This window comes from Bifidobacterium miconisargentati, from assembly GCF_019331675.1.
GTDB classification, from domain to species: domain Bacteria; phylum Actinomycetota; class Actinomycetes; order Actinomycetales; family Bifidobacteriaceae; genus Bifidobacterium; species Bifidobacterium miconisargentati.
Genome location: NZ_JAHBBJ010000004.1, coordinates 135,525 through 155,470, shown reverse-complemented (window position 1 = coordinate 155,470; position 19,946 = coordinate 135,525). Strand labels below are relative to the sequence as shown.

Here is a 19,946-nt window from a genome sequence, read left to right as displayed (position 1 = left end):
CGTCAGGCCTGGTCCGCGGAGTCCTTGGCGGGCGTGGTCTTCGCGGCCTTGGCCTGCTGCTTGGCTGCCGCAGCCTTGCTGTCCTTGGCGATGTCTGCGGCCGCGGCCTCGCTGGCGGCTGCCGCCGCGGTGGCCTCCTCGTCCTCGGCGAACTGGTCGGAGGGGGCGATGAGACCGAATTCGGCCTTGACCTTGTTCTCGATCTCCTCGGTGATGGCCGGGTTGTCCTTGAGGAACTGACGCACCTTCTCACGGCCCTGGCCGAGCTGGTCGCCCTCGTAGGTGAACCAGGAACCGGACTTCTTGACCACGCCGACCTGCTGGGCCATGTCGATGACGGAACCTTCGCGGGAGATGCCCTCGCCGTAGAGCATGTCGAATTCGGCGGACTTGAAAGGCGGGGCCATCTTGTTCTTGACCACCTTGACGCGGGTGCGGTTGCCCACCGCCTCGTCGCCGTTCTTGATGGTCTGGATGCGGCGGATGTCCATGCGCACGGAGGCGTAGAACTTCAGGGCCTTGCCACCAGTGGTGGTTTCCGGGCTGCCGAAGAACACGCCGATCTTCTCGCGCAGCTGGTTGATGAAGATGGCGGTGGTGCCGGCCTGGGCCAGGGCACCGGTCATCTTGCGCAGGGCCTGGCTCATGAGTCGGGCCTGCAGACCCACGTGGCTGTCCCCCATGTCGCCTTCGATTTCGGCCTTGGGCACCAGGGCGGCCACCGAGTCGATGACGATGACGTCCAGCGCGCCGGAACGAATGAGCATATCGGCGATCTCCAGCGCCTGTTCACCGTTGTCCGGCTGGGAGACGATGAGCGAATCGGTGTCCACGCCGAGCTTACGGGCGTAGGCCGGATCCAAGGCGTGCTCGGCGTCGATGTACGCGGCCACGCCGCCCTTTCTTTGGGCGTTGGCCACCACATGCAGGGCCAGCGTGGTCTTGCCGGAGGATTCGGGGCCATAGATCTCCACGATGCGCCCCTTGGGCAGACCGCCGATGCCGAGCGCCATATCAAGGGCGAGCGAGCCGGTGGAGATCACCTCCACGTTTTGTTCGGGCCGGTCGCCCAGCCTCATCGCGGAGCCTTTGCCGAAGCTTTTCTCCACCTGCGCCAGCGCGGTATCCAGCGCGGCCTTGCGCTTGGGATCGATCTCGTGCTTGGCGGGGGCTGCCGGCTCCTTGGCCGTCTTGGTCTCAACTGCCATGATTTCTCCTTGTCGAAGTCGTGTGCGGACAGGTCACCTTCACCGTATGGCCGCATGCCGGAGACCGGACGCCGAATACGGTCCGGTGGTTCCAGCTTGCCCGGCGGCGTCACGTGGATCCGGCCGGAACCGCGCGAGCCGTGCCATTGCGGTGTCAGTGAGGCATCCCACCGCACACCGGCGTGGCTGCCTGTCACTGGGGACAACTATAGCCCCATAGGCGAACATTTGTTCGATTGTTGCGGATGTCGCGGTGAATCGATGCCCGCAAACACCGGAATCACAACCGACACGCTGACGAATCCGTACGGCTTCGGTTGATTACGGCACTCGGCACCCCGCGCACCGCGTAGCTCAGGCCGCGGGCATGGGCGGCGCGTTGTGATCGCTGCCCCATCGCCTGGAATCCGGAATCTCCATCTGGTCGCACAGCACATTCCACACCACACGGGGCTCCTCCCCCGCATCCAGCGCCTCGACCACGGTCATGTTCGCCAACTTGGGCATACGCTGGTCGTGCGCGATCGACCGCCCGTAGGTGCGGCCGAACACCTCCTCAAGCAGTTGCCAGAATTCCCGTTCACGCATACCCGCCAGTCTGCCACCACCCGGCGGACAGGCCCTTCGATCACAAACGGCATAGGAAAGCCCGCCGCGCCACAAGGGCGAAGCGGGCTTGACGATCATCACTATGCCGTATGCACCAATCAGGCGGCCTGCACGGAGTCGAGGTAGTCGGCCACCATGCGCAGCATCTGCGCGGTGGACACGCCGAGCGAGTCGGCGATGGAGCTCAGCAGTTCGGAGCTGGCCTCCTTCTGCCCGCGCTCAACCTCGGACAGATAGCCGAGCGACACACCGGCCTTCTCGGACACCTCGCGCAGCGTGCGATGGTCGCGCGTGCGCAGATCGCGCAGCACATGGCCGATCGCGCCACGAAGCGACACCTCGCGCGGCTCCTCGGCCACAGGGGCGGCCGCGACGGCCGCGTGCTGCGGCTTGTATGAGGCGTCCTCCTCCTGCCACATGCGGTCACGCGCGGCCTGACGCTCGTCCTTGGCCTTCTTGGCGGCCTGCGCCTTGAGCACCTGCTGCTGGGCGAACATCACCGCGCGGCGCTGCGCCGGTGTCAGCTCGCGCATACGGGCCACGCCCGGCTGCACGGCCATAGGCTTCCTGGCGGCCGTTTCCATCTGCTCGTTCATACGGGTCATCGTTTCGACTGTCATAGCCCCTCCAATAGTCGGTTCGTTATGTCCTACTGGATACAACACCACCCGCACCCGGTTTTATTCCTGAAAACTTGCTGTGAATAGACTCAAGTTTTGCAGAACGCGGAAAACGGTCAGAAGACGGACCTCCTCGCGGGTGCCGGTCAAATGCAGCTCGACGGCCTTCACGGATTCCCGGCCGTCATCGGTCAGAGCGGAAGGAACCCGCAGGCCGATGTACACGAGTCCGGCGGGCTTGTCGCCGTCCGGTCCGGGGCCGGCGACTCCGGTGGTGGACAGGCCGATGACGTTGCCCGCGTATTCCGGCTGGTCGTAGAGTCGCGCGGTGGCGGCTGCCATCTGGCGGGCGACTTCGGGGTGCACGGCGCCTTCGCGGGCCAGCAGCTCGCGGTCAACGCCGAGGACGGAGGCCTTGGCTTTGATGTCATAGGTGACGGCCGAGCCAAGGAACACGTTGGAGGCTCCGGGGATGCGCACGAAGGCGTCGGCGAGCAGGCCGCCGGTCAGGGATTCGGCGCAGGCGATCTTCACGCCGCGCGCCTCGCAGGTTTTCAGGATGGAAGCGGCCAGCGCGTCGCAGGATTCGCGCAGGTCGGAGGTTTCGGTATCGGGAATGGTCATGGCATGGCTCCTTGGCCCTAACTGCAGGAATATGTGAATATACGCAGATGGGGCGCGGCAACAACGCGCCGCGCCCCATCAATCATAGTTTCTTAAACCAAATTCAACATGAATCCTGTTGGACTACCCCTCAGTCGGCTTCGCCGCCAGCTCCCCTGGCAAGGGGAGCCAGGAAAACCTCGGCCGTCAGGCGGTCTTCTTGGAGCCGATGAACGTGTTGTACAGGTACACGCCGCCGGAGTAGAGGCACAGCACGAGCGCCACGTAGATCACGGCGTAGGTCAGGAAATAGTAGGCGGTGAGCCAGAACGGCGTGGTCTGGCCGGTCTCCAGGGACCAGAACGGCAGCAGCAGCATGGACAGGCCCACGCACTGGAACACGGTCTTGAGCTTGCCGGGCCAGGCGGCGGCGATGACCTTGCCGCCCGGGCGTTCCATGACGAAGAAGCGCATCACGGTGATGCCGATCTCGCGCACGAGGAACAGGGCCACCACGACCCAGCCCCAGATGACGTTGCCGAACTCATGGAAGGCCGCGGCCACGATCAATGCACCGCAGGTGAGCAGCTTGTCCGCGATCGGATCCATGAGCTTGCCCATTTCCGTGACCTGGTTGTATTTGCGGGCCATCCAGCCGTCGATCTTATCGGTGCAGGCGGCGATGATGAACAGCACGCCGGCCACCCAGCGCAGGGTGAGGTTTTCGGCACCCCACGCGCCGGCCATGATGTCGAGAACCAGGAAGATGATCACCAGCACGATGCGCGAGTAGGTGACGAGGTTCGGCGGAGCGTTCCACCCGTCGAAAATCGACGGCTTGGATGATGACTGCTTATCCACGGTGTTTTCACTCATAGTGTTCACGTTACCCCCACACTTCTACCTTGGGTGAACGCACGCTGGGAATCGGCTTGGGAACCAAGGAAAAATCACTCCCCGCCGAGTTCGCCCTGGCTGGGAGCGGAGGGTTCGAGCGAGCTGGTCTCGCCGCGGATGAAGGCGAGCACCTGCGGCAGGTCCTGCGGCTGGACGAGCACCTCGCGGGCCTTGGAGCCTTCGGACGGACCCACCACGCCGCGCGTCTCGAGCAGGTCCATGAGGCGGCCGGCCTTGGCGAAGCCGACCCTGAGCTTGCGCTGCAGCATGGAGGTGGAACCGAACTGCGAGGTGACCACGAGCTCGGCGGCCTGCAGCAGCACATCCATGTCGTCGCCGATCTCCTCGTCGATGTCCTGGCTGTCCTTCTTTTCGGCGTCCTTGGCCATCTGCTCGATGTCCTCGCGGTACTTGGGCTTGCGCTGGGTACGCACGAACTCCACGGCCTTGCGGATCTCGGATTCGGAGACCCACGAGCCCTGCACGCGGATCGGCTTGGCGGAGCCCATCGGCAGGAACAGGGCGTCGCCCTGGCCGATCAGCGTCTCGGCGCCGGTGGTGTCGAGGATGACTCGGGAGTCGGTGGCCGAGGAGGTGGCGAACGCCAGGCGGGACGGGATGTTCGCCTTGATCAGACCCGTCACCACGTCCACGGACGGGCGCTGGGTGGCGAGCACGAGATGCACGCCGGCGGCTCGAGCGAGCTGGGTGATGCGCTGGATGGAGCTTTCCACGTCGTTCTTGGCCACCATCATGAGGTCGGCCATCTCGTCGACCACCACGAGGATGTACGGGTAGGGAGCCACCTTGCGCTTGGAGCCGAGCGGGGCGTGCACCTTGCCGGCGCGCACGGCCTCGTTGAAGTCCTTGACGTGGCGGAATCCGAAGTATTCGAGGTCGGAGTAGCGCGCGTCCATCTCCTTGACCACCCATTCGAGGGCCTGCGCGGCTTTCTTCGGGTCGGTGATGATCGGGGTCAGCAGGTGCGGGATGCCGGCGTACGCGGACAGTTCCACGCGCTTGGGGTCCACCATGATCAGGCGCACCTGTTCGGGCGTGGCGCGCATGATGATCGAGGTGAGCATCGAGTTGATGAAGCTGGACTTGCCGGAACCGGTGGCGCCGGCCACCAGCAGGTGCGGCATCTTGGTCAGGTCGGCGGTCACGAAGTGGCCCTCCACGTCCTTGCCGATGCCGCTGAGCATCGGGTTCGGGTCGTTCATGGCCTTGTCGGAACGCAGCACGTCGCCCAGATGCACGATCTCGCGGTCCTCGTTCGGGATCTCGATGCCGATGGCGGATTTGCCGGGGATCGGCGAGAGGATGCGCACGTCCGAGCTGGCCACGGCGTAGGCGATGTTGCGCTGCAGGTTGGTGACCTTCTCCACCTTGACGCCGGGGCCGAGCTCCACCTCGTACTGGGTCACGGAGGGGCCGCGCAGGAAGCCGACCACCTTGGCGTCCACGTTGAACTGTTCGAACGTGGAGGTGAGCGCCCGGATCACGCGGTCGTTGGCCGGTGTGCGCATGGCGTGCGGCTGACCCTTGGCCAGGAGGTTCAGGTCCGGCAGCTGGTAGGGACGGTTGGCGTCGTCGTCCGGATCACCCTCCCCCGCATCCACTCCGGCCGGGGCATCGGCGCGGGGCACGCCCTGGCCGACTCCGCTGCCGTCGGCGTCCGCACCGGCATAGGCGCCCGTGGCGCCGCCGACGACGGTGACGCGCGTGGCATCGTCGTCATCGCCCGTAGCGCTCGGAACGGCGGTCGTTCCGCCGCTTACGACGGATGGCACGACGGCGCCCGCAGCCTGGACGGCGCTGGGCGCCCACGGATCGTCCGGCATCGCATCGGACGGCATGGCGACCGTCGAGCCGCCGGAGACGACGCGCGGACGGGCCACGGGTGACACAGGGGCGGGCTCGCCCACATGGGGACGTCCGTCGTAGGCGGAGGACGCGATGGTGCGGCCGACCGACGGGCCGTCGCCGCTGGAGACCGTACGGGCCACGCCGTCGACCACCGGGGTTTCGGCGGTGGCGCCGTGGCGGCTGGCGGCCGTGTCGAACGGATCGTCGGCGGCGTACCGGTCGAGGCGGGAGTCGCCGTCGTCCTTGGCCTTGCGGCCGAACAGCTTGGTAAGGAAGCCGAACATGCCTTCGGACTGCTGGCCGTCGTCGGCCTCCTCGTCGGTGCCGTCGTGTGCGGGCACGCCGTCGGCGAAGGCGAGCGTGCCATCCCCCACGCGCACCTCGTTCGGGAACTGGCTGTGCTGTGCGTCGTCCCCGTCCGTTTCCTTGGACTTCGGGGAGAACGGCTTGCCCTGGACCTTGGCGACGAGCGCGCGGGCGTTGTCCGGCAGGTCGGTGACGTGGGTGCCGGTGATCATGAGCAGCGAGAACAGCGCCACGATGACGAACACGATGATCGCGAACGCATTGGAGAGGCCCCAGGCGAGCGGCGAGCCGAGGAAGAAGCCGAACAGGCCGCCGGCGGACTGCAGCACGGTGATGTCGAATTGGGTGTGGTCGGCGGCGAGCGCCACGTCGATGATCGAGCAGATGGACCACAGCAGCAGCACCCAGCCGGTGACCACGCGGGGGTTGTTGGAGCCGCGGCCGGAGTTGCGCATGAGGCGGATGGCCACGCCCGCGAGCAGGACCGGCAGGATCACGCTCATCACGCCGAGGATGCCGGAGGCGATGGCGTGCAGGAGCTGGCCGAAGGCGCCGTGCACGCGGAACCATTCGGAGGCGCAGAAGAGCACGGCGAGCACGAGCATCACGAAGCACAGGCCGTCACGGCGGTAGACGGGATCGTATTCGCCCACGCCGGAGACCGCCCGTACGCCCGAGCCGAGGGCGCGTGGCACGGCGAGGAGGACCTTCTTCCATACGGGTTCGGAGTCAAGGTCGGACTGGACTTTGGTTTCGCCGTCGTGAAGGTCGTCGCCGCCACGTGTTTTGCGGGATTTGGTGTCGTCTGAGGATGCTGTTCGTGCCATAGCGCATCCGATTCTACTAGGACGGGCGTTCATGGCGCCGTTTGTCCGGGCACGGGCGCGGCGGCGTCCGTTTGCACGCGCATGAGCCGGATATGGGCCGATCGCCCGCCGTCATGCCTTATCATGGGTTGCATGACACCCGCAGAGCGTGCGAGCGCAGTCGCATTTGCACTCAAGAACTGCGCATTGGAGGCGATGATGCCCGGCGAGGCGACGATGCGCGCCGCGGTGGCCTACGAACAGGGCATTGAAGATGTAAGCCATCTCATCGACATGGCCGACGAGCAGACCGCCATGAGGTTGCACGTGGCGGAGGGCAAGGGCGGCGATCGTCTGGCGGACGGCAGCTTGGACGATCACGCCACGGACCGGGCGGATGCGGTGTTCGCGCGCACGGTGCTGCTGGCCGAACGCCGGTGGAACCCGTCGGGCGATCTGGATGAGCTGGTGGCCATCCACAAGGGTCTGTTCGAGGGCGTGTTCGACGACGCGGGCAAGCTGCGCACCGCGAACACCACGCGCGAGGTGACGAACGACCATGCGCTGGCGGCCAATCCGGAGGCGTTCTTCCCTGCGGCGCTCATCGAGACCGGGGCGTTGAACATCGCCACCGAGCTGGCGGACAAGCGCAACCTGCACGCGATGGACCGCAACGTGTTCGTGCATGCGTTCGCCGTGATCTACGACGAATTGGGATACCTGCATCCGTTCCGCGGCGGCAACGCGATGGTGCTGCGCATCTTCGGGTCGCGGCTGGCGCATGACGCCGGCTGGGATCTCGACTGGGGCGAGGTGACGCGCGAGGCGTACCGCACGGCCAAGCACACGGCGTACCGTGGTGACCTGAGTGCGTTCGAGCGCCTGTTCGATTCGATGCTGCGGCCGGCGAACCCGACGCGCGTGTTCCTCATCGCCGGTTGGGATCAGGGGCCGGCGCACTGAGTCCCTCTTCGAGGTCTGCTGAGGGCTCCCCTCAGTCGGCTTTCGCCGCCGGCTCCCCTCAGGGAGGGGAGCCATGACACAAACGATCCTGCATCGGCGCAAAAGTTCGTCTGTTCCCTTCAGGGAGAGGAGCCAATGTTTATTGGCGCTTACGCTTCGATGTCGCCGAGGTGGTGCTGCACGTATTCGTCGGCGTGGGCATCGATGGGGTCGTAGTCGCCGGCGTCCGCGTGGGCGATGATGGCCATGGCGTTGTCCACCAGTTTCGGGTTGAGGGCCTGCAGCCAGTGGATGCGCGGGTCACGGCCGAACCAGCCCATCTGCTTGCGGGCCAGTCGTTTGGTCTTCTGCGCGATGTCCGCGAAGGCGTCGTATTCGTCCCAGATGCCGTCCAGCAGGTCGATGATCTGCTGGTAGCCGAGCGCGCGGACGGCCGTGGCGCCCAGATGCGGGCGCAGGCGTTCGACCTCCTCGACGAAACCGTTGGTCATCATCTGCTTGGTACGGATGTCGATGCGACGGTCCAGGTCGGCTCGGTCCAGGTCGAGGCCGATCTGGACGGAGGGAATCACATAACGGTAGCGCGGCAAACTCGCGGAATATGGTTTGCCGGTCAGTTCGATGACCTCGAGCGCGCGGATGGTGCGGCGTGGGTTGCGCGGGTCCATGCGGGCGGCGGCCTCCGGGTCCTTGGCCCTCAGCTCGTCGAACAGGGCACCGGCGCCTTCGGCTTTCTCGCGTTCCTCCAAGCGGGCCCGTACTTCGGGGTCGGTGCCGGGGAAGGTGATGTCGTCGATGGCCGCGCGGGCGTAGAGGCCGGAGCCGCCCACCAGGATCGGGCGGATGCCGCGCGACTGCAGGTCGGCGATGGTCTCGCGCGCGAGCTGCTGGAAGCGCGCCACGCTCATCGTGTCCTCGGGGTCGATGATGTCGATGAGGTGATGGGGCACGGCGGCCTGTTCCTCAGCGGTGGGCTTGGCGGTGCCGATGTCCATGCCGCGGTACATCTGGTAGGCGTCCGCGTTGACGATTTCGGCCCGCTCCCCCTGTTCGGCCAGGCGGCGGGCGATGGCGATGCCCAGTCCGGTCTTGCCGGATGCGGTGGGGCCGACGATGGATACGACGCGCTGAGTCACAATATTCCTCCCAACATGACTCCCCTCGATCCGCCATACGGCGGTCGGTTCCCTTCTCAGAGCTTGGAGAAGGGAACCGAAATACATTCAGTGACGCACGGAGTAGGTCTGCCCGGCGGCGGGGTCGGGGTCGGCGAGCAGGTTGTGGCGGCCGGCGTGGGTCACGGTCACGGTCACGAAGTCGCCGATCTCCGGCACCGGATAGCCTTCCGGCACGCCGATGTGCACCAGCACGCCGGTCTTCTCGCGGCCGGTCACACGGTGCGTGTCGCCGTCCTTCTTGCCGATCTTGCCGGTGATCATCACTTCGACGTCACGGCCTTCGAACGTGGCGAGATTCTCCTCGGTGATCTGCTCCTGCAGGGCCACCAGACGGTCGAACCGCTCCTGCACGATGTCGCGCGGGATCTGCGGCATGGATGCGGCCGGGGTGCCGGGGCGCGGCGAATAGATGAACATGAACGCCGAGGAGAAGCGGGCCTGGCGCACCACGTCAAGAGTGGCCTGGAAGTCCTCCTCGGTCTCGCCCGGGAAGCCCACGATGATGTCCGTGGAGATCTGCGCGTCCGGCATGGCCTTGCGGATGCGGCCGAGGATGTCGAGGAACTTGGCCGAACGGTAGGAGCGGCGCATCGCCCTGAGGATGCGGTCGGAGCCGGACTGCAGCGGGAAGTGCAGCTGGTGCATGATGTTCGGCGTCTCGGCCATCGCGGCGATCACGTCGTCGGTGAAGGCGGCCGGGTGCGGCGAGGTGAAGCGCACGCGCTCCAGTCCCTCGATCTCGCCGCAGGCGCGCAGCAGCTTGCTGAAGGCGTACCGGTCGCCGATGCCATAGCCGAACGAATTCACGTTCTGACCGAGCAACGTGACCTCCTTGGCGCCGTCCGCCACGCACTGGCGGATCTCGGCGAGGATGTCGCCGGGACGGCGGTCCTTCTCCTTGCCGCGCGTGGTGGGCACGATGCAGAACGTGCACGTGTTGTTGCAGCCCACGGAGATGGCCACCCAGGAGCTCACGCGGGAGGCACGGGCGGCGGGCAGCTGGCTCGGGAACTCCTCCAGCTGGTCGGCCACGCGCACCTGCGGCTTGTTGGTCAGGCGGTTCTGTTCGAGAAGCTTGGGCAGGTCCTCGATGTTCTTGGTGCCGAACACGGCCGCCACCCACGGCTTGCGCTTGGCGATGGTCTCGCGGTCGAGCTGGGCCATGCAGCCGCCCACGGCGATCTGCAGGTTCGGGCGCTGCAGCTTGATGCGGTTGAACAGGCCGATGGTGCCGTACATGCGTTCGGCGGCGTTCTCGCGCACCGCGCAGGTATTGAGCACGATGACGTCGAAATCGTGGCTGTCGATCTGCTCCTGGGTGGCCGGCACGTATCCGTTGGCCTCAAGCACGCCGGCGATGCGCTCGGAATCGTGCACGTTCATCTGGCATCCGAGCGTGTGGATGTGGAACACGCCCTTGCCGCGGTCCGCCACGATCGGCATTGGCTCGGTGCCATCGGCGGTAATCGAGGCGCGCTCCGCCTCGGTCATCATGTCTTCGTTCATAAGGCGGCATTGTATAGGCGGGGTTCGTCATGGATGGTGGCGGACCGTGAACCGCCCGAGCATGATGGGACCCGGCTGGGATTGACGCGGCATGAAACGCACCTATCCCGGCCGGGCCCCATCATGCGGGTGCATGGTCAACGCACCTGCAGAACCTCGCCCTCGGTGATACCGGCGGTGTTGAAAGCATCCACACGCACGTACACCGGCTGGCCGGCGATCAGGGCGCCGATGCGCTGGGAGCAGCGTTCGGGGCCGAAGACCATGTAGCTGTGGTAGAGCTTGTCCGGCGCGTGGCCCCAGAGGACGTTGTGGCCGGTGGCGTCGTCGGCGGCCTTCCAGGAGACGGTCATGTCGAGGTTTCCTTCGCGAGTGGCCGTGACGTCGGCGGGCGCGGCCGGGACCGGCCCGGAAGCAATGCCGAACACACGCAGGCCACTGACCGCGGCCGGCTGGCCGAACGGCGTTTCGAGGACCGTGAGCCGCAGGTGGCGGAGCGCGCGGCCTTCCCCGAGGACGATGAAGTCATGCGGCAGGTTGGTGTCGGCATCGCTGCGGTCGGTCAATGCCGACCATTGGGTGCCGTCCTCGCTGCCCTGCAGCAGCCAGCGGGTGCGGTGCTCGGCGGTGTCGATCACGCGCAGACCGCTCATGTCCGACTTGGTTGGGCCGTCGGCCGGGGGTTCTGCCACGATACCGTCGTCGGCGAAGTTCACCTGCACGGCGTGCACGTCCCGCACGGCGCCCAGGTCGATCTCGACCCATTCGCCGGGTTCGGCCGAGGCTGCACGCCACCAGGAGCGGATGTCCTCGTCGGCGACATGGCTCGCCTCTTTGCCTGTTTCCTCGGATGACGCCTTGGCGGCCACGCCGTAGGACAGCAGCATCCAGTCGGGCTTGGCGAACGCCGGGGTCTCGGGATTCACCGGCCAGTCGCCGTAGCGCTGGTCGCAGAACAGTTCGCCGTCCGTGTCCACACCGGCTTTCCACAACCCCAGACGCCGTTCCATGTTGTTGGTACGGCTGATGCGCATCGTGGAAGCATGCCAGTAGCGCCCGTCCTGGTCGAGCAGGGTGGAGCCATGGCCGGCACCGGTGGCGAATCCGCCCGGCTTGTAGGAATACGGGTTGTTGACAGCCAGGGTGAACGGGCCCAGTGGGGAGAAGGACTCGTAGACGCCGTCGCCGTAGATGTTGAATTCGGTGCCGGGTTCGGCGTATTGCAGCAGGTAGCGGTCGCCGACCTTGGTCATCCATGCGCCCTCGATGTATGGGTCTGTGCCGAGGAAGGCCTGGGCGGTGGCGCGAATCTTTTCCTCGGAATCGAATCCCATGGCGGCGCGCTGCTCGGCCGGGGCCTGCATCATGCGCGAGACCATTGCCTCGACCTCGGCCTGCACCTGTTCGGGGCTCTTGGGCGGCACGTGCTCGTCGCCGGTGCGCTCAAAGCCGTGCTCGGCGGTGTTGCCGAAGATCAGTGGCACCGGCTCGCCCTTGCGTTCCATGGTGTCGGGGTCGAGCTCCACGCCGTAGATGGGGGTCACGTTCGAGCATCCCCAATAGAAATAGAGGCGGCCGTCGTCGTCCAGGAACATGTCCGGGTCCCAGAATTGGAAGGTGCCCTCGATCTTCTCGAACGGCTCGTGCAGCGGGTCCTTGGAACGGTAGAACGCGCTGTTCTCACCCATTCTGGAGGCGCAGAAGTACATCCAGTCGCCGATCCGGCGCACGTCGGGAGCGTAGTCGCAGGCCGGCATGGTGGTCAGGAACGGATGTCGGGTCCAGTTGATCAGATCGGGGCTGGTCAGGAAGCCGTTCGTCATCGAGGGGAACAGATAGTACAGCCCCTTGAATTCGATGAGCGAGGGATCGGCGGCCTCGCGGTAGACGCTCCAGTGGTCGGCCGGGGCGCCCTGCGGGTTGACGGCCTTGAGGAATTGGTAACGGTAGTCGAAATTGAGCGGATTGCAGTAGTAAGCCATTGGTGGTCCTTTTGCTTGGGAAATGAATCAGGGTGTCCATGCCGTACATGCGGCCCGTCACAGTGGGGCCGGGCCGCGTGCAGGCATGTCAGGCGAGGATGTCCCTGATGAACGCTCCGGTCTCCCGAATGACCCGGTCGGTCTCCGGGGTCAGGCGTGCGACCGTGGGATAAGTCGGGAAGGCGTGGAATCCGCCGTCCCAGACCTGCAGGTCGACGTCCACGCCGGCGGCCGAGGCCTTGTCGGCCAGTTCGAGGGAATCGTCACGTAGCAGCTCGTTGGTGGTGACCACGATCTTCAGTGGCGGCAGGCCGGTCAGGTCTCCCAGGTTCGGGGAGATGCGCGGGTCGGACGGGTCATGCCCGTTGCAGTACATCCGCGCGACCGCGGTGCCGGCGTTCTGGCCGCCGAGCGCAACGTCACTGCTCTCGTTCTCCGTCCAGCTGGGCAATCCGGTGAAGTCGCCGACCAACGAGTACGTGACCAGGGCCGCGGGCCTGGGAAGTCCCAGGCGTTTGCCTTCGAGCGCCATCACCATGGTCAGGTTGCCGCCCGCGCTGTCGCCGGCGATGACGATGGGCTCGCCGGCGAAACGGTCAGCCAGCCAGCGGTAGACGGCAGTGCAGTCGTCCACGGCGGCCGGGAACGGGTCTTTGGGCATGAGCCGGTAGCTGATCGTGCAGACGGTCAGGCCGGTGACCTTGGCCAGGTCGATGGCGATGGGTCGGCTGAGTTCGGCGTCGCCGTACATGAACGCGCCGCCGTGGATGTAGTACAGGATGCCAGGGCGTTTGCCCGTCTTGGGCTCGAGCAGTTCCACGCCGATGCCGTCCACGGTGTCGGATGTGATATCGACAGCGCTCTCATCGGCTTGCGATGGGGCCAGGTAGGCGCGTTCGGCGTCGGTGAGCTTGGGGAAGATCTCCCGCATGTTCATCATGCCGCCGAGATCGCGGATCTTGGCGAGGAAAGCGACCGCTCCGCGCATTTGCGGGCTGTCGGCTTTGAGGTCTTGACGGGTCAGGGTCATGATCGTTCCCTTCTCGATATACGTCTGACGGCCATCAGGCGTTGACGGCGGCGAGCAGCCGGGCAATCGCCTCGGGGGTCATGAGCCCGCCGGACATGTCGGCGGTCTTCTGCAACGGCATGTCCATGCTCATGGCCATCGCGTCGAACGGGTCGGAGGAGACGTCGTCCTCGTCGTCCAGGAATGCCTGGCGCTGGGCTGCCTGTTCGGCCGGATCACCGCCGCCGGGGGTGGCGGCCGCGGCGCGGGCCATCATGGCCTGCATTACCGCGGCGCCCTTGGAATCGGCTTGGATTTCGCGGATCGTGCTGGCCGCGGTGAACGGCCTGCGCGGCAATGGCGTGCCTTCGGCTTTGACTTCGGCACTCAGGCGGATGTCTCGCGAGGAGGCACCGATCAGCACGCGGTACGTGCCGGGAGCCACGACCCAGTCGTCGATGTCCTCGTTGTAGTAGGAGAAGCTGCGCTTGTCCAGCGTCATGGAGACCGTTCGGGTCTCCCCCGGTTCGAGCGCCACCTTGGCGAAGCCCTTGAGTTCCTTGTCCGGGCGCGGCACCGGTGCGGTGCCCGCGTCGCCGATGTACAGTTCCACGATCTCCTTGCCGAAGACCTTGCCCGTATTGGTCACGTCCACGGTCACGGTCAGGGTGTCGCCGTCGGCGAATTCGTCGGAGGAGACGGTCAGGTTCGTGTATTCGAATGTGGTGTAGCTCAGACCGAACCCGAACGGGAAGCGCACGTCCATCTGCTTCTTGTCGTAGTAGCGGTAGCCGATGAACACGCCTTCCGCGTATGGGTCGTTCTTCTTCTGCGGGTAGACGAGGGAGGCCGGGGTGTCGGAGAGCTTGATTGGGAAAGTCTCGGCGAGCTTGCCGCTGGGGTTCGCCTTGCCGTAGAGCAGATCCACTATGGCGTCGCCGAGCGACTGGCCACCGCAGTAGAACGCGAGCACGGCATTCGTCTCATCGATCCACGGCAGTTCGACCGGGGAGCCCTGGAACAACAACACGACGATCGGCTTGTCGAAGGCGGCGAGCTTGTGCAGCAGATCGGTCTGGTTGTTCGGCAGAGCGAGCGTGGTGCGGTCGTATCCCTCGGATTCGGAGAAGGTGGACAGGCCCATGGCGTAGACGATCACGTCCGCGTCGGCGGCGGCCTTCAAGGCTTCGGCCTCGTATTCGGCGTCGATGACGTCCTTCTTGACGCGGTAGCCTCGCGCGAACGTGTAGTCGATGCCGGCCGCATCGAGCGAGTCAAGCAGGGAGGGTTGGCTGGTGGGGTGCACGTTGCTGGAGCCGCCGCCCTGGTAGCGCAGGTGCTTGGCGAGTCCGCCGATGAGTGCGATTCGCTGGCCGGCACCGAGCGGCAGGAGACCATCGTTCCTGAGCAGCACGGCGCTTTCGTCGGCGGCCCGGCGGGCCAGTTCGCGATGCGCACCGTAATCGCAGGAGGAGGGGATGGCCTCGCGAGAGGTGACCGCCTTGTCGATGAGCTCGAGCACGCGACGGGCGCATTCGTCGAGGCGAGCCTCGTCCAGCGTGCCGTCCTTGACGGCCTTGACCACGGCGCTGATGTAGTCCTCGCCACAGTACGGCATCTGCAGGTCGAGGCCGGACCTGATGCCTTCCACACGATCCCAGATGGCACCCCAATCGGTCACGGTGACGCCCTCGTAACCCCAGTCCTTGCGCAGGATGTCGTCCAGCAGGTGCTTGTTCTGGCAGGCCGGCGTGCCGTTGATCTTGTTGTAGGATCCCATGATGGACCATGGCCCGGCCTCGCGCACTGCGGTCTCGAAGGCCGGCAGATAGATTTCGCGCAGGGCGCGTTCGCTGAGGTCCGCGTTCACGGTGAAGCGGTTGGTCTCCTGGTTGTTCACGGCGAAATGCTTGATGCAGGTGCCCACGCCTTGGGACTGCACGCCGTTGATGTGGCCCGCGGCCATACGTCCGGCCAGATACGGGTCCTCGGAGATGTATTCGAAGTTGCGGCCGCACAGCGGGCTGCGCTTCATGTTGACGGCGGGGCCGAGAATCACGCTGACCCCTGGTCCCGGCACTCCTCGCCGAGCGCCGTGCCGATCTCGCGCATGAGCTCGGGATCCCAGCTGTTGGCGGTGGTGGCGCCGGACGGGAAACAGGTGGCCGGGTGGGAGCCGAATACGCCGAGCATGTCCTGGTCGCCGCCCTGCTTACGCAGGCCGTGCGGCCCGTCCACAAGTTCGATGGACGGCAGTTTGCCGTCGAGGTCGTTGGTGTTGGAGAACGACTTGCCCGAGCACAGGCGAGCCTTCTCTTCAAGGCTCAGGCTCTTGAGCGTTGCTTCGATGTTCATGGTGGTTATCCCTTCTTTGGGTTGATGGTTGGATTTCGAATCGTGTGTCTATGGGCGGATTTGGTGTCTCAAAGCGTTAGTTCCGCGGTATCGTGGCCATCGCCGGCGGTCAGTCGCAGCGGCGTCCCGGAGTCGGCACGGCATACGACGGCCAGCGCGCGCCCCTGGTAGGTGGTGTAGGTCCCGCTGGTGAACCGGTCGGTGGTGCATGGGTCGGCGCTGCCGAAGCCGAGCAGTTCCCCGCCTTCGACGGTGAGCGTTATGGAGCGGTCGTCACCGGATTCGATGACGCCTTCCGCGTCCCGCAGGGCGAGGTCCACGTAGACCAGCCTGTCGTGCGCGCCCGGTTCGGCTGGTTCGGCGTGAAGCGTGGGCCTGACATCGCCTTTCGCCGAGGACAGGCTGGTACTGCCGAGCTGGGAGCCGTCGGCTGCGAACGTCACGGCGGTCACGCGGCCGGGCTGGTAGGTGGCCGGGAACAGCGCGCGCATGTCCTTGAGTTTTTTCCGCCCGATCGACTTGCCGTTGATGAGCACCTCGGCGCTGGCTGCCGGGGCTGGCGCCATCACCTCGATGGTGGTCTTCCATCCGTCGCGGTCTTTCCAGCTCCAGCTGTCGATGGCGTTGGTGCCGCGCCACATACCTTTGCCAAGCCGCTGGCCGGGGCCGACCGGTGGGCGCACGCCGAGGTATATGGCTTTGCGCGCGCCCCAGATGACCGCGGCATGGGCCGCTTCGGCTCCGGGAACGCCGAGGATGTCGATGGCTCCAGCTTCGGCGAGGAGCCAGGGATAGGCCTTGTTGAAGCCGAGCCCTTCGGGGCGTGTGGTCCAGGAGCCCAGGCCGGCCTCGCCGATGTAATCCCAGGCGGACCACATGAAGTCGCCGATCACATGGTCCATGGACGTGACTTTGCGCCAGTTGGCGGCCAGTTGGAACGGCATGGTCTCGCTGCCGTAGATCAGACGGTTCGGATGGACCTGTGCGTCCTTGCGGTACCGGTCGGAGGCGTAGTTGTAGCCGGCGATGTCAAGTTTGTCGAGTGCCGGGGAGACCACGTGGTCCACCGCTCCGAATCCGGCGGCCTTCTGTACGAGCGCGCCGCCGATGGCCATGATCATGTTGAACAGCATGCTGCCGCCGGCCTTCTGCTTGCCGTTGGGGTCCTCCCGGTACAGGCCCTTGCCTTTGGACGCGCCGTACAGGAGCGTGAGGTTCAGGCCCATCGTGACCGGCCGGGTGGGATCGAGGCGGTGGAACTCGTCCACGATTCGCTGTTCGAGGTCAAGTCCGCGTTTGCCGTACGGTTCGAGATTCTCGTTGCCGATGGAGTACATGATCACGCAGGGGTGGTTGAAGTCGCGCGCGGTGGTAGCCACGGCGTCGTCCTTCCAATTGGATTCGAAGTCGAGCGCGTAGTCGTTCTTGTTCTTGCGCTCGTACCACATGTCCCACATCTCGTCGATCACGAACATGCCCAGGCGGTCGCAGGCCCGGAGCAAGGCCTCGGAGGCGGGGTTGTGGGCGCAACGGATGGCGTTGTAGCCGTTCTCCTTGAGGATGCGCACGCGGCGCAGTTCGGCGGTCCCGTAGGTGCGGGCGCCGAGCACGCCGTTGTCGTGGTGCACGCAGCCGCCGCGCAGTTTGACGCTTCGGCCGTTGATGAACAGGCCGTGCGGGTTGTGTTCGATCAGGCGGATGCCAAAGGTCTCATAGGCCTCGTCCAGCACGTTGCCGGCGTCGTCGGTGAGTGTCACGCGGGCCTCGTACAGGTTCGGCTCGTCCGCGCTCCACAGGACCGCGTCCCCGATGGCGATGCGCGTGTCCCAGCCCTCGCCATGGGCCACGATACGGCCGTCGCGCACGATCTCGACGGCGACGGCGGAGGCCGGTTCGTCCGGCTTGTTACCGGATGCCCCGATGATGTCCGTATGCACGTCGATGACGGCCGGCTCGTATGAGATGGTGGTCACGCGCACCCCGTGGGCGGCGACATGCACCGGTCCGGCCACCCTAAGCCTCACCGGGCGGATGATGCCGCCACCCGAGTACCAGCGGGTGTTCGGGGTGGCGGAGTTGTCCGCGGTCACGGTGATCTCGTTGTCGCCTTCCGGACCATCCCCGTAGGAGAGCAAATCGGTGATATCCACGGTGAATGGGCTGTATCCGTAGGCATGACGCGCGGCCTGACGACCATTGACGCGCACTGTGGCGTTGCGGTAGACGGCTTCGAACTCGAGTTCCACTGTCTTGCCTTGCCATGCGGCCGGCGCGTGGAGCGTCCTCGCGTATTCGTAGATGCCGCCGTCGAAGAAGGCGTTGCCGGTGCCGGATGGCGAGTCGGCGCGGCGCGGCGCGTCCAGCATCGCATCGTGGGGCAGGGTCACGTCCCGCCATACGCCGGGTTGGCCGTCACCGGTCGTCTTGGCGCGGAATCGCCAATCGGTGTTGAAATCCTGGCTCAGCATATCCGTTCCTTCCTTGTCCTGCGTGTCCTGTTCATGCGGCCGTCTCCGTGGGCGAGACGGCTTCCTTGGGGCCCGTTACCCGTCCGTCGTCCGTCACTTGTTCGGTTTCGGGAATGGACGAGAGATTGGCGGCCACCTGTGCAAGTTCCCGAGCGGTGAGTTCGTCGTCGGATTCGTCGGCGACTGGGCCATCCGCGGCCTTGGCCTCGGCGTGCGGCTCGGCGAGCCCGGCTTCGGCGGCAGCACGACGCTCCTCGTTGGCCTTGCGAATCTCGGGCAGCCGCTTATCCAGTCCGTACAGCTTCGAGGCGATGGCGGCGATGAGGTACAGCGCGGCCGGGATGAAGCTGAAGAGCAGGCGAATCATCAGGATGGCGGAGTCGGGCTGTGTGGCGTTATTGCCGGCGGAACTCACATACCCGCCGAGGTTGAGCAGCTGGCCCAAGATGAAGGCGCCGAACGCGCCGCCGATGGTGCTGCCGAGGCCGGAGATCACGCCAAGTGTGGCCTCCATGCGGGGTTTGCCGATGTATTCGTTGTATTCCGCGCATTCGAGGGCCATCAGAGTACCGAACATGTTGATCGGCACCTGTCCGAGACCGAAGAACACGGCAGCGCACAGCAGCATCGCGAAGTTGGCACCGGCGAACCAGTTAGTCACATAGCCCAGAATGCACATCACGAAGCCCCAGAAGCAGGCCTGGTTGATGGACAGCTTCCTCAGGATCATCGGCATGACGAGCAGCGCAGGCATCATGATGCCGCCGATGGCCGTTGCCGCGCTCATCAGCGAAACGTTGCCGACCACGTACGTGTAGTAGTAGACTTGGATGCCCATATTCGCGACCATCGCATTAATCAGCATCATGATGGTGACCGGCCAAATGTACTTGTTGGCCTTGAGCACGTCGAACACGGCTTTGACGTCGACCTTGTCGGTGGTCACGTCCACGTCATAGCGCTCCGGGATGAAGAAGAAGCGCATGATGCCGATGACCATGGCGGGTACGCCGATGATGAGCATCATCACGATCCACCCCTGATGCGAGGTGCCGAGCTTGGCCATCATGATCGGGAAGAGCACGTTGACCAGCAGCGCGCCCATGGCGGAGAGCAGGCCGCCATAGGAGCCGAATTTGATGTACAGCTTCTCGTTGTTGAAGGCGCGCACCATGTACGGGTTGGTGCCGGCGCCGAGGAACGCACCGAACACGCCCTGGTTCATCACGTACATGACGAACACCCAGATGTACTTGACGGTGTCACCCCAGCCATTCGGCGTGGCGAACATCAGAATGGTGGCCACCCACACGCCGACGATGCCCCACTCGTACGGGCGTCCGCGTCCCCAACGGGTGTTGGTGCGGTCCACGATGTAGCCGATCGGGATGCTGAGCACCGCGTCGAAAATCTTGGTGACCAGCATCAGCGTGCCGACCACGCCAACGTTGAGGCCCAGGATATCCGAGCAGTAGATGGTCAGGAAGCCGATGACGATGTAGTTCATCGACGTGCTGATGATGCGGCTGGTTCAGGCCAGCAGCGTGCCGAACGTGAGCTTGTCCGA

The 19,946-nt window shown here is 65.5% G+C and carries 15 protein-coding genes and 1 pseudogene; 1 reads left to right on the top strand and 15 read right to left on the bottom strand.

The features are described 5' to 3' along the window. Positions 1-2: 2 nt before the first annotated feature. The 7 genes and pseudogenes from recA to KIH81_RS03915 form a co-directional block, all read right to left on the bottom strand. Positions 3-1,208, bottom strand: coding sequence for a recombinase RecA (recA, locus tag KIH81_RS03940; protein WP_214304157.1), 1,206 nt, complete (start codon positions 1,206-1,208; stop codon positions 3-5). Continuing rightward, positions 1,198-1,254: pseudogene (locus KIH81_RS12420) on the bottom strand (hypothetical protein); the annotation flags it as partial. The pseudogene KIH81_RS12420 and the gene recA, both read right to left, overlap by 11 nt. A gap of 308 nt (positions 1,255-1,562) precedes the next feature. Beyond that, complete coding sequence (locus tag KIH81_RS03935; protein ID WP_214304156.1) at positions 1,563-1,796, bottom strand: DUF3046 domain-containing protein; 234 nt, start codon at positions 1,794-1,796, stop codon at positions 1,563-1,565. A gap of 119 nt (positions 1,797-1,915) precedes the next feature. After that, complete coding sequence (locus KIH81_RS03930) at positions 1,916-2,437, bottom strand: helix-turn-helix domain-containing protein (RefSeq protein WP_214304155.1); 522 nt, start codon at positions 2,435-2,437, stop codon at positions 1,916-1,918. 60 nt (positions 2,438-2,497) lie between these two features. Next, the gene (locus KIH81_RS03925) at positions 2,498-3,031 is read right to left on the bottom strand and encodes a CinA family protein (protein WP_214304194.1); all 534 of its coding nucleotides are present in this window, start codon (positions 3,029-3,031) and stop codon (positions 2,498-2,500) included. Between the two features lie 216 nt (positions 3,032-3,247). Next, positions 3,248-3,916: a CDP-diacylglycerol--glycerol-3-phosphate 3-phosphatidyltransferase gene (gene pgsA / locus KIH81_RS03920; protein WP_214304154.1), complete on the bottom strand. Its 669-nt coding sequence runs from the start codon at positions 3,914-3,916 to the stop codon at positions 3,248-3,250. A gap of 74 nt (positions 3,917-3,990) precedes the next feature. Next, a complete protein-coding gene (locus KIH81_RS03915; protein ID WP_420829123.1) occupies positions 3,991-6,972 on the bottom strand; it encodes an FtsK/SpoIIIE family DNA translocase in 2,982 nt (993 codons plus the stop codon). Positions 6,973-7,134: 162 nt separating this feature from the next. On the opposite strand from KIH81_RS03915, the gene KIH81_RS03910 reads away from it, so the two are divergent. Continuing rightward, entirely contained in the window at positions 7,135-7,881 is a 747-nt protein-coding gene (locus tag KIH81_RS03910; protein ID WP_236029264.1) for a Fic/DOC family protein, read from the top strand. A 149-nt stretch (positions 7,882-8,030) separates the two neighbouring features. Here KIH81_RS03910 and miaA read toward each other — a convergent pair whose 3' ends face one another. The 8 genes from miaA to KIH81_RS03870 all read right to left on the bottom strand — a co-directional run bounded on the left by miaA (position 8,031) and on the right by KIH81_RS03870 (position 19,898). Then, complete coding sequence (gene miaA, locus KIH81_RS03905) at positions 8,031-9,017, bottom strand: tRNA (adenosine(37)-N6)-dimethylallyltransferase MiaA (protein WP_214304151.1); 987 nt, start codon at positions 9,015-9,017, stop codon at positions 8,031-8,033. Positions 9,018-9,104: 87 nt separating this feature from the next. Continuing rightward, positions 9,105-10,565 (bottom strand): tRNA (N6-isopentenyl adenosine(37)-C2)-methylthiotransferase MiaB, encoded by a 1,461-nt coding sequence (gene miaB / locus KIH81_RS03900; protein ID WP_214304150.1) that lies wholly within the window; start codon positions 10,563-10,565, stop codon positions 9,105-9,107. Positions 10,566-10,702: 137 nt separating this feature from the next. Beyond that, positions 10,703-12,547 (bottom strand): family 43 glycosylhydrolase, encoded by a 1,845-nt coding sequence (locus KIH81_RS03895; protein ID WP_214304149.1) that lies wholly within the window; start codon positions 12,545-12,547, stop codon positions 10,703-10,705. Positions 12,548-12,635: 88 nt separating this feature from the next. Further along, positions 12,636-13,577, bottom strand: a complete 942-nt coding sequence (locus KIH81_RS03890; RefSeq protein WP_214304148.1) for an alpha/beta hydrolase — start codon at positions 13,575-13,577, stop codon at positions 12,636-12,638. Positions 13,578-13,611: 34 nt separating this feature from the next. Then, entirely contained in the window at positions 13,612-15,615 is a 2,004-nt protein-coding gene (locus KIH81_RS03885) for a glycoside hydrolase family 3 C-terminal domain-containing protein (RefSeq protein WP_214304147.1), read from the bottom strand. After that, positions 15,612-15,911: a hypothetical protein gene (locus KIH81_RS03880; RefSeq protein WP_214304146.1), complete on the bottom strand. Its 300-nt coding sequence runs from the start codon at positions 15,909-15,911 to the stop codon at positions 15,612-15,614. The genes KIH81_RS03885 and KIH81_RS03880 overlap by 4 nt, the downstream gene beginning before the upstream one ends. A gap of 68 nt (positions 15,912-15,979) precedes the next feature. Further along, entirely contained in the window at positions 15,980-18,379 is a 2,400-nt protein-coding gene (locus tag KIH81_RS03875) for a glycoside hydrolase family 2 TIM barrel-domain containing protein (protein WP_214304145.1), read from the bottom strand. A gap of 31 nt (positions 18,380-18,410) precedes the next feature. Further along, positions 18,411-19,898: an MFS transporter gene (locus tag KIH81_RS03870; protein ID WP_338024736.1), complete on the bottom strand. Its 1,488-nt coding sequence runs from the start codon at positions 19,896-19,898 to the stop codon at positions 18,411-18,413. Positions 19,899-19,946: the final 48 nt, after the last annotated feature.